Raw genomic sequence first — 8,173 nt, forward strand, 5'->3', positions numbered from 1 at the left:
GCTGGGGTACCGTCGATCGCGATGGCAACGATCGAGGAGTGCCGCGCCGCACTCGAGAAGCTCTCCGACAACATGCTGGGTGCCGAGGGCGACGTCCGCGCGGCGGCCGCCCTGGACCGCTCGGTGAGCTGCCGCATCACCGACCTGGACGTCACCTTCGTCGGCCGTATGACCGGCGGGCGGATCAGGGTCGACGACACCCTTCAGGGGCGTCCCCGCGAGAAGGCACAGATCAGACTGACCATGAAGGGCGACGACCTGGTGGCCCTGGTCAACGGCGAGCTGCACTTCGCCAAGGCCTGGGGCTCGGGCCGGGTGAAGCTGGAGGCGGGCCTGCTGGACCTGTTCCAGCTCAGGAAGCTTCTGTAGCCACCACGCGTGCGCGTGCCTTCCGCGCCGCCGGCACCACCAGTGGGGTCCCCGTCTCCGGGTCGTCGATCACCTGGCAGCGCAACCCGAACACCTCCTCGACCAGCTCGGCCGTGACGACGTCGTTCGGCGCTCCCTCGGCGATGACCGTGCCGTCCTTCAGGGCGATGAGGTGGGTGGCGTACCGGGCGGCGTGGTTGAGGTCGTGCAGCACGGCGACGAGTGTCCGCCCCTGCTCCTCGTGCAGCTCGGCACAGAGGTCGAGGACGTCGATCTGGTGCTGGATGTCGAGGTACGTGGTCGGCTCGTCGAGGAGCAGCACCGGCGTCTGCTGGGCGAGCGCCATGGCGATCCACACACGCTGCCGCTGGCCGCCCGACAGTTCGTCGACATGGCGATCGGCGAGCTCGGCGACCCCGGTCTGCGCCATCGACGCCTGTACGACCCTCTCGTCCTCGGTCGACCACTGGCGCAGGATGCCCTGGTGCGGGTACCGGCCGCGGCCGACGAGGTCGGCGACGGTGATCCCGTCGGGTGCGATGGACGACTGCGGCAGCAGGCCCAGCGTCCGCGCGACCTTCTTCGCGGGCATCGACTGGATGACCTGCCCGTCCAGCAGCACCCGACCCTGACGCGGCTTCAGCATCCGTGAGAGCGCCCGCAGCAGCGTGGACTTGCCGCACGCGTTCGGGCCGACGATCACGGTGAAGGAGTTGTCGGGGATCTCCACCGATAGCTGCTCGGCGATGACCCGCTGGTCGTAGGCGAGGGTGACGTTCTCGGCGGCCAGGCGGTTCACGGTGCTCCTTCGGGTGTACGTGTTCTTCGTGCCGCTCATATCCGGCCCGCCCTGCGCTCGGTGACCAGCAGCCACAGGAGGTACACGCCGCCGAGGACACCGGTGACCACTCCGACGGGCAACTGGTCGGCCCCGAAAGCCCGCTGGGAGGCCCAGTCGGCGGTGACCAGCAGGGCCGCGCCCATGCACAGGGAGGACAGCAGGTTGGGGCCGGGCGAGCGGGTCAGTCGGCGGGCGAGCTGCGGGGCGGTGAGGGCGACGAAGCCGACCGGCCCGGCGGCCGCGGTGGCGGTGGCGGTGAGCAGGACGGCGGCCACCATCAGCAGCGCTCGTACGCGCTCCACGCGCACGCCGAGGGCGCTCGACACGTCGTCGCCCATCTCCATCATCCGCAGCCCACGCGCGTTGACGAGGACGAGCGGTACCAGCACGGCACACAGCCCGAGCAGCGGCCAGACCTGGTCCCAGTCACGGCCGTTGAGGGAGCCGGTCATCCACACGAGCGCACGGGCCGCGTCGACGATGTCGGAGACGGTGAGCAGATAGCCGTTGACCGCCGTGACGATCGCTGAGACGCCGATGCCGACCAGGACCAGTCGATACCCGTGCACGCCCCGCTTCCAGGCGAGCAGATAGATGGCGAGCCCGGTGACCAGCCCGCCCACGAGCGCACCGACGGTGACCTGGGCCGCGCTCCCGGAGAACACCACGATCACCACCAGCGCCCCGGCCGTCGCCCCCTGCCCGAGTCCGAGCACGTCCGGGCTGCCCAGCGGATTGCGGGTGACGGCCTGGAACAGCGCACCGCCGAGCCCGAGCGAGGCACCGACCAGCAGCCCGACCAGGACCCGCGGCAGCCGCAGCTGGTTGACGATGAACTCCTGCCCGGCGTTGCCGTTCCCGGCCAGCGTCTTGACGACATCGCCCGCCGAGATCGGGAAGTCTCCGGTCCCGATCAGCACGACGCTCGCGGCGAACGCGGCGAGCGCCAGTACCGCGACGACGGTGACGGCCCGGACGTCCAGCCGCAGGGAGATTCCGCCGGGGGCCCTCAGCACACGGTTGCTCTTCACAGCTGGGCCGTCCTCCGCCGTCGTACCAGGAAGATGAAGACCGGCCCGCCGATGAGCGCGGTGATGATGCCGACCTGGAGCTCCGAGGGACGGGCCACGACCCGGCCGATGACATCGGCGCCCAGCAGCAGCACGGGCGACAGGATGGTGGCATACGGCAGGATCCAGCGCAGGTCGGGGCCGGTGAAGGACCGCACGACGTGCGGGACCATCAGCCCGACGAACGCGATCGGCCCGCAGGCGGCGGTGGCCGCCCCGCTCAGCACGGTCGCGGCGAGCATGGACAGCGCGCGGGTGCGGTTCAGGTGGGCGCCGAGGGCCTTGGCGGTGTCGTCGCCCATGGCCACGGCGTTGAGCGGCCGGGCGAGCCCGAGAGCGAGGAGCGTGCCGACCGCGAGGAACGGCAGAACCTGAAGGATCGTCGAGTCGGTCGCCGAGGACAGCGAACCGACCGTCCAGAAGCGCATCCTGCCGAGTGCCGCGTCGTCCGTGATCATCACGGCCTGCAGATAGCCGTAGAGCGCGGCGCTGATCGCGGTCCCGGCGAGCGCGAGCCGCACCGGAGTGGCACCCCGGCTGCCGCCCAGGAACCAGACCAGTGCGCCGACGGCCGCCGCGCCGAGGAACGCGAACCACACATAGCCGGTCAGGCTGGTGACGCCGCAGTACGTGATGGCCGTGACGACGGCGGCCGACGCGCCCGCGTTGATGCCGAGCAGGCCGGGGTCGGCCAGCGGATTGCGGGTGAGCGCCTGGAGCACCGCCCCGGACAGCCCGAGCGCGGCGCCGGCGAGCAGACCGAGGATCGTCCGCGAGAGCCGCTCGTCGACCACGACGTCGCCGTAGGTCCCCGTGTCCTGGAACAGCCCGTGCCAGACCTGTTCCAGGGAGAGCCCCTTCGCCCCGATCGCGATGCTCGCCAGTGCGACGAGCACCAGGATCACCAGGGAGACGAGCAGCCCAAGGTCACGTATCACCCGGCGGGTTGGGGGCGCGGGGGCGGTCTCCGCGCGCTGTTCGGGAGGACTGTCGACCAACACGTAGTTAGGTTAGCCTACCCTCGCAATGCCGCTCGATTCCTGAGGGCTACAACCCCAGCCGCGCCAGCGCCTTCCCCGAATCCAGCTCGCACACACCCTCCCCGGCCGCCGTCCAGGCCGCCGCGCACAGCGCCCGCAGGCCGTCCAAGGCCTCTCCGTCACCGTCCAGTTCCAGCCGCTCCGCGCCCGCCTTCGCCGTCCATCCACCGCACCGGAAGCCCCCGTCCGCCTCGATGACCTGCGGCTGTCCCGTGAGCAGTCCGCGCAGATCGGCGTCGACATACGTCGGCCGGTGCTGCGGTGGCGCGGCGAGCAGCTGGGCGCCGTCGGTGACACCGGTGAGGACGAGCAGCGAGTCGACCTCGCCGTTGAACGCCCCCTCGATGTCCGTGTCCAGCCGGTCCCCGACCACCAACGGCCGCTCGGCGCCGGTGCGGAGGACGGTCTCGCGGTGCATGGGAGGCAACGGCTTGCCCGCGACCTGCGGTTCGGCACCGGTCGCTATCCGGACGACCTCCACCGCGGCGCCGTTCCCCGGCGCGATCCCGCGCGCGCTCGGAATCGTCAGGTCGGTGTTGGACGCGTACCAGGGCACCCCGCGCGCGATGGCGTAACAGGCCTCCGCGAACCGCCCCCACGGCAACTCGGGCCCGCCGTACCCCTGCACGACCGCCACCGGCCCGTCCTCCGCCGACTCGACGGGTTCGAGCCCCCGTTCGCGCAAGGCGACCCGCAGCCCCTCCCCGCCGATCACCAGCACCCGGCTCCCTGCCGGCACCTGCTCGCTGATCAGCCGCGCGACCGCCTGGGCGGAGGTGATGACGTCATCGGCGCCGGTCGGTATCCCCAGCTCGGTCAGGTGATCCGCCACCGTGTCCGGAGTCCGCAGCGCGTTGTTGGTGACGTACGCGAGATGCATCCCGCCGGCCCGGGCGGTGGCCAGCGAGTCGACCGCGTACGCGATGGCATTGCCCCCGGCGTACACCACCCCGTCCAGGTCGAGCAGCGCGGTGTCGTACGCCTCGCTCAGGGCCTGGCCACTGCCCTCGGGCCTTGTCCTGACGCTCTGGCTCATTCCGCATCGCTCCTCGTTCGACGGCTTTCCCCCGATCATCCCTCACGCCACTGACACACGTACGATGCCGGGATGAACACTGCAGGTCACTCGGAAGCAACGGAGCGCCGGGGCCTCGAACTCACCCCGTTCCGAGGCCTGCGCTACGACCCCGACCGGGTCGGCAGCCTGGCCGCGGTGACGTCGCCACCGTACGACGTCGTCGTACGCCCCGACGGCCTGCACCACCTGCAGGACGCCGACCCGCACAACATCGTCCGCCTCATCCTCCCCCAGGCCCCCACCCCCACGGCCCGCAACGAACAGGCGTCCGACACCCTGCGCCGCTGGCAGGACGAGGGCGTCCTGGCGACCGATCCCGAACCGGGCCTGTACGTCTACGAGCAGCGGCACGCCGACGGCATGCTGCAGCGCGGAATCATCGGCGCCCTGCGGGTCTCGGACCCCTCGGAGGGTGTGGTCCTCCCCCATGAGGACGTGATGCCGCACGTGGTAGCCGACCGTGCGGCCCTGATGCGCGCCACATCCGCGAACCTCGAGCCCCTCCTCCTGACCTATCGGGGCAACGGCGCGACCGCCGCCACGACCGAGGTCGTCGAACGCCTGGCCGACGAACCTCCGCTCCTCGCCACCACCACCGAGGACGGCTACAGCCACCGCCTCTGGTCGGTGACCGACCCCTCCGACATGACCCGCGTCCAGTCCGAACTGGCCCGCCACCAGGCCCTGATCGCCGACGGCCACCACCGCTGGGCGACCTACCGCCGCCTCCGCTCGGAGCACCCGTCCCCCAGCCCCTGGGACTACGGCCTGGTCCTCCTGGTCGACACGGCCCGCTACCCCCTCCGCGTCCGCGCCATCCACCGCCTCCTGCACGGCCTCCCGGTCGCGGACGCGCTGACTGCCGTACAAGGCCTGTTCCGCATACGCCGCCTGGACACACCCCTGTCCGAAGCCCTGGATGCCCTCGCCGACGCCGCCTGCGCCGGCAACGCCTTCCTCCTCGCCGGAGACGGCGCCTACCATCTGCTCGACCGCCCGGACCCGGACCTCCTGGCCCGTACGATCCCCGCCGACCACCCCGCGGCCTGGCGCACCCTGGACGCGACGGTCCTGCACGCCACGCTCCTCGACCACGTCTGGCACATCCCCGAGGACTCCCCCGCCCACATCGCCTACATCCACGACACGGCCGCCACGGTCGAGAAGGCGGAACGCGACGGCGGTACGGCGGTATTGATGCACCCGGTCCGCGAGGAGATCGTCCGCGACCTGGCCCGCCAGGGCGTGACCATGCCCCGCAAGTCGACGTCCTTCGGCCCGAAGCCGGCGTCGGGTCTGGTGCTGCGCGCACTGGAGCCCTGACATGCGAAGGGGCGGGACCGCATGGCCCCGCCCCTTGCTCATGCGTCAGTCCTTGTCGTCGCCGATCTCGTCGCCGATTTCGTCGTCGATTTCGTCGTCGAGTTGGTGGTCGATCTCGTCGTCGGCCTCGGGCTTCGCGGCGTCACTCTCGTCCTCGCCGCTCTCGTCGAAGGCGTCGACGAACTCGACGCCGTCCAGCTCGGCGAGCCGGTCCGAGGCATCCGTGCTGCCGTCCCGGTCGGCCTCGACGGCCTTGGCGAACCACTCCCGCGCCTCGCCCTCACGACCGGCGGCCAGCAGCGCGTCGGCGTAGGCGTACCGCAGGCGCGCGGTCCACGGCTGAACGGAGTTGGAGGCCAGTTCGGGGCTCTGCAGCGTGACGATCGCCGCGTCCAGTTGCCCCATGTCACGCCGGGCACCGGCCGCGACGAGCCGCATCTCGACCTGCCCGGCCTTGTCGAGCTTCTGCACCTCGGGGGCGCCGGCCATGTCCAGGGCCTTCTCCGGCCGCCCCAGCCCACGCTCGCAGTCGGCCATGACGGGCCACAGCTCCGCACTGCCGGTCATCCGACGGGCGGCCCGGAACTCGGCGAGCGCCTCGCTGTACTTCTGGTTCGCGTACGCGGCGAATCCGCCCGCCTCTCGTACGGCGGCGACACGCGACGCCAGCCGCAGGGCCACCTTGGAGTAGCCGTACGCGCCCTCGGGGTCCTCGTCGATGAGCCGGGCGACCATCACCAGGTTCTTGGCGACGTCCTCCGCGAGCGTCTTCGGCAGGCTCTGCAGCTCCTGCCGTACGTCCTTGTCGATCTCCTCGCCCGTGACGTCCTCGGGGATCGGCAGCCGCTTGATGGGCTCCCGGTCCCGGTCCCGCTCGTCCCGGAAGCGACCGCCACCACGTCGGTCGTCACCACGTCGGTCGTCGCGCCGGTCGTCACGGCCCCGGAAGCCTCCTGGGCGGCCACCCCGGTCGTCGCCACGGTCATCCCGCCGGGGCCCACGTCCACCGCGGTCGTCACGACCACGGAACCCGCCACGGTCACCCCGGTTGTCGTCACGCCGGAAGCCACCACGGTCGCTGTCCCGACGCTCACCACGGTCATCGCCGCGGCGGTCGTCGCGCCTGTCGTCACGGCGATCGTCACGACGGAAGGGAGGACGGTCACCACGGTCGTCACGACGCGGTCCACGATCACGGTCGTCACGCTGGAAGGCCGGACGGGGACCACGGTCACGGTCGTCACGGCGGTCGTCACGACGGAAGGGAGGACGGTCACCACGGTCGTCACGACGCGGTCCACGATCACGGTCGTCACGCTGGTAAGCGGGACGGGGGCCACGGTCACGGTCGTCACGCTGGTAAGCAGGACGGGGGCCACGGTCACGGTCGTCACGCTGGTAAGCGGGACGGGGGCCACGGTCACGGTCGTCACGCCGTCCGTAACCTCCGCCACGGTTGTCGTCACGCCGGGAGCCACCACGGTCACCGTCACGACGCTCGTCGCGGCGGAACCCGCCGCGCTCGCCGCGATCATCGCCGCGCCTGTCGTCGCGCCGGTCGTCACGGCGATCGTCACGACGGAAGGGAGGACGGTCACCACGGTCGTCACGACGCGGTCCACGATCACGGTCGTCACGCTGGAAGGCCGGACGCGGTCCACGGTCGTCACGGCGGTCGTCACGACGGTCGTCACGACGGAAGGGAGGACGGTCACCACGGTCGTCACGACGCGGTCCACGATCACGGTCGTCACGCTGGAAGGCCGGACGGGAACCACGGTCACGGTCGTCCCGACGGTCGTCGCGGCGGCCATAGCCACCGCCCCGGTTGTCGTCACGCCGGAAGCCACCACGGTCGCTGTCCCGACGCTCACCACGGTCATCGCCGCGGCGGTCGTCGCGGCGGTCGTAACCGCCACTCCGGTTGTCATCGCGCCGGAAACCACCACGGTCACCACGGTCGGAGCCACCGCGGTAGCCGCCACGACCACCGTTGCCGCGGTCCCCACTGTCCCGTCGCCGCTGGTCGCGCTCCGGTCGGTCGTCGGGAGAGTTGGTGGACATGGGTGACTCCTGTCTTCGGTACTGCAAGCATTATAAAAACAAAAGGACCCCTGGTCCCAGCTGAACGCTGGGACCAGGGGTCCTTCCAAAGATTGTTCGGCGGCGTCCTACTCTCCCACAGGGTCCCCCCTGCAGTACCATCGGCGCTGTAAGGCTTAGCTTCCGGGTTCGAAATGTAACCGGGCGTTTCCCTCACGCTATAACCACCGAAACCCTAATGGTTTCGAGCGAACAAGCACACTTTTCTGTTATGCGTTCTGCTCTAAGCCGACAACGGTCGTTGTCTCAGAACTAACACAGTGGACGCGAGCAACTGAGGACAAGCCCTCGGCCTATTAGTACCGGTCACCTCCACACGTTACCGTGCTTCCAGATCCGGCCTATCAAC

Annotated in this window: 8 protein-coding genes and 1 rRNA gene; 2 read left to right on the plus strand and 7 right to left on the minus strand. The window is 70.6% G+C overall.

The features are described from left to right. The first annotated feature begins 21 nt into the window (after nucleotides 1–21). Entirely contained in the window at nucleotides 22–369 is a 348-nt protein-coding gene (locus ACWC09_RS34485) for an SCP2 sterol-binding domain-containing protein (protein ID WP_450854865.1), read from the plus strand. On the opposite strand, the gene ACWC09_RS34490 is transcribed toward ACWC09_RS34485, so the two are convergent. From ACWC09_RS34490 to ACWC09_RS34505, 4 genes are read right to left on the minus strand one after another with little or no spacing between them, the layout of a single operon-like run. Next, the gene (locus ACWC09_RS34490; RefSeq protein ID WP_450854866.1) at nucleotides 353–1,207 is read right to left on the minus strand and encodes an ABC transporter ATP-binding protein; all 855 of its coding nucleotides are present in this window, start codon (nucleotides 1,205–1,207) and stop codon (nucleotides 353–355) included. The genes ACWC09_RS34485 and ACWC09_RS34490 overlap by 17 nt on opposite strands. Beyond that, on the minus strand, nucleotides 1,204–2,241 hold the full coding sequence (locus ACWC09_RS34495) for a FecCD family ABC transporter permease (RefSeq protein ID WP_450854867.1): 1,038 nt from the start codon (nucleotides 2,239–2,241) through the stop codon (nucleotides 1,204–1,206). Before ACWC09_RS34495 ends, ACWC09_RS34490 begins: the two co-directional genes overlap by 4 nt. After that, on the minus strand, nucleotides 2,238–3,281 hold the full coding sequence (locus ACWC09_RS34500) for a FecCD family ABC transporter permease (RefSeq protein ID WP_450854868.1): 1,044 nt from the start codon (nucleotides 3,279–3,281) through the stop codon (nucleotides 2,238–2,240). Before ACWC09_RS34500 ends, ACWC09_RS34495 begins: the two co-directional genes overlap by 4 nt. A gap of 46 nt (nucleotides 3,282–3,327) precedes the next feature. Beyond that, nucleotides 3,328–4,356, minus strand: a complete 1,029-nt coding sequence (locus ACWC09_RS34505) for an HAD hydrolase-like protein (protein WP_450854869.1) — start codon at nucleotides 4,354–4,356, stop codon at nucleotides 3,328–3,330. 72 nt (nucleotides 4,357–4,428) lie between these two features. Between ACWC09_RS34505 and ACWC09_RS34510 the strand changes: the two genes are divergently transcribed. Then, the gene (locus ACWC09_RS34510) at nucleotides 4,429–5,721 is read left to right on the plus strand and encodes a DUF1015 domain-containing protein (RefSeq protein WP_450854870.1); all 1,293 of its coding nucleotides are present in this window, start codon (nucleotides 4,429–4,431) and stop codon (nucleotides 5,719–5,721) included. 45 nt (nucleotides 5,722–5,766) lie between these two features. On the opposite strand, the gene ACWC09_RS34515 is transcribed toward ACWC09_RS34510, so the two are convergent. The 3 genes from ACWC09_RS34515 to rrf form a co-directional block, all read right to left on the minus strand. After that, nucleotides 5,767–6,564: a hypothetical protein gene (locus ACWC09_RS34515; protein WP_450854875.1), complete on the minus strand. Its 798-nt coding sequence runs from the start codon at nucleotides 6,562–6,564 to the stop codon at nucleotides 5,767–5,769. After that, nucleotides 6,456–7,679: a hypothetical protein gene (locus tag ACWC09_RS34520; protein ID WP_450854876.1), complete on the minus strand. Its 1,224-nt coding sequence runs from the start codon at nucleotides 7,677–7,679 to the stop codon at nucleotides 6,456–6,458. The genes ACWC09_RS34515 and ACWC09_RS34520 overlap by 109 nt, the downstream gene beginning before the upstream one ends. A gap of 200 nt (nucleotides 7,680–7,879) precedes the next feature. Next, a 5S ribosomal RNA gene (gene rrf, locus ACWC09_RS34525) occupies nucleotides 7,880–7,996 on the minus strand. Nucleotides 7,997–8,173: the final 177 nt, after the last annotated feature.

This window comes from Streptomyces sp. NPDC001617, assembly GCF_053596855.1.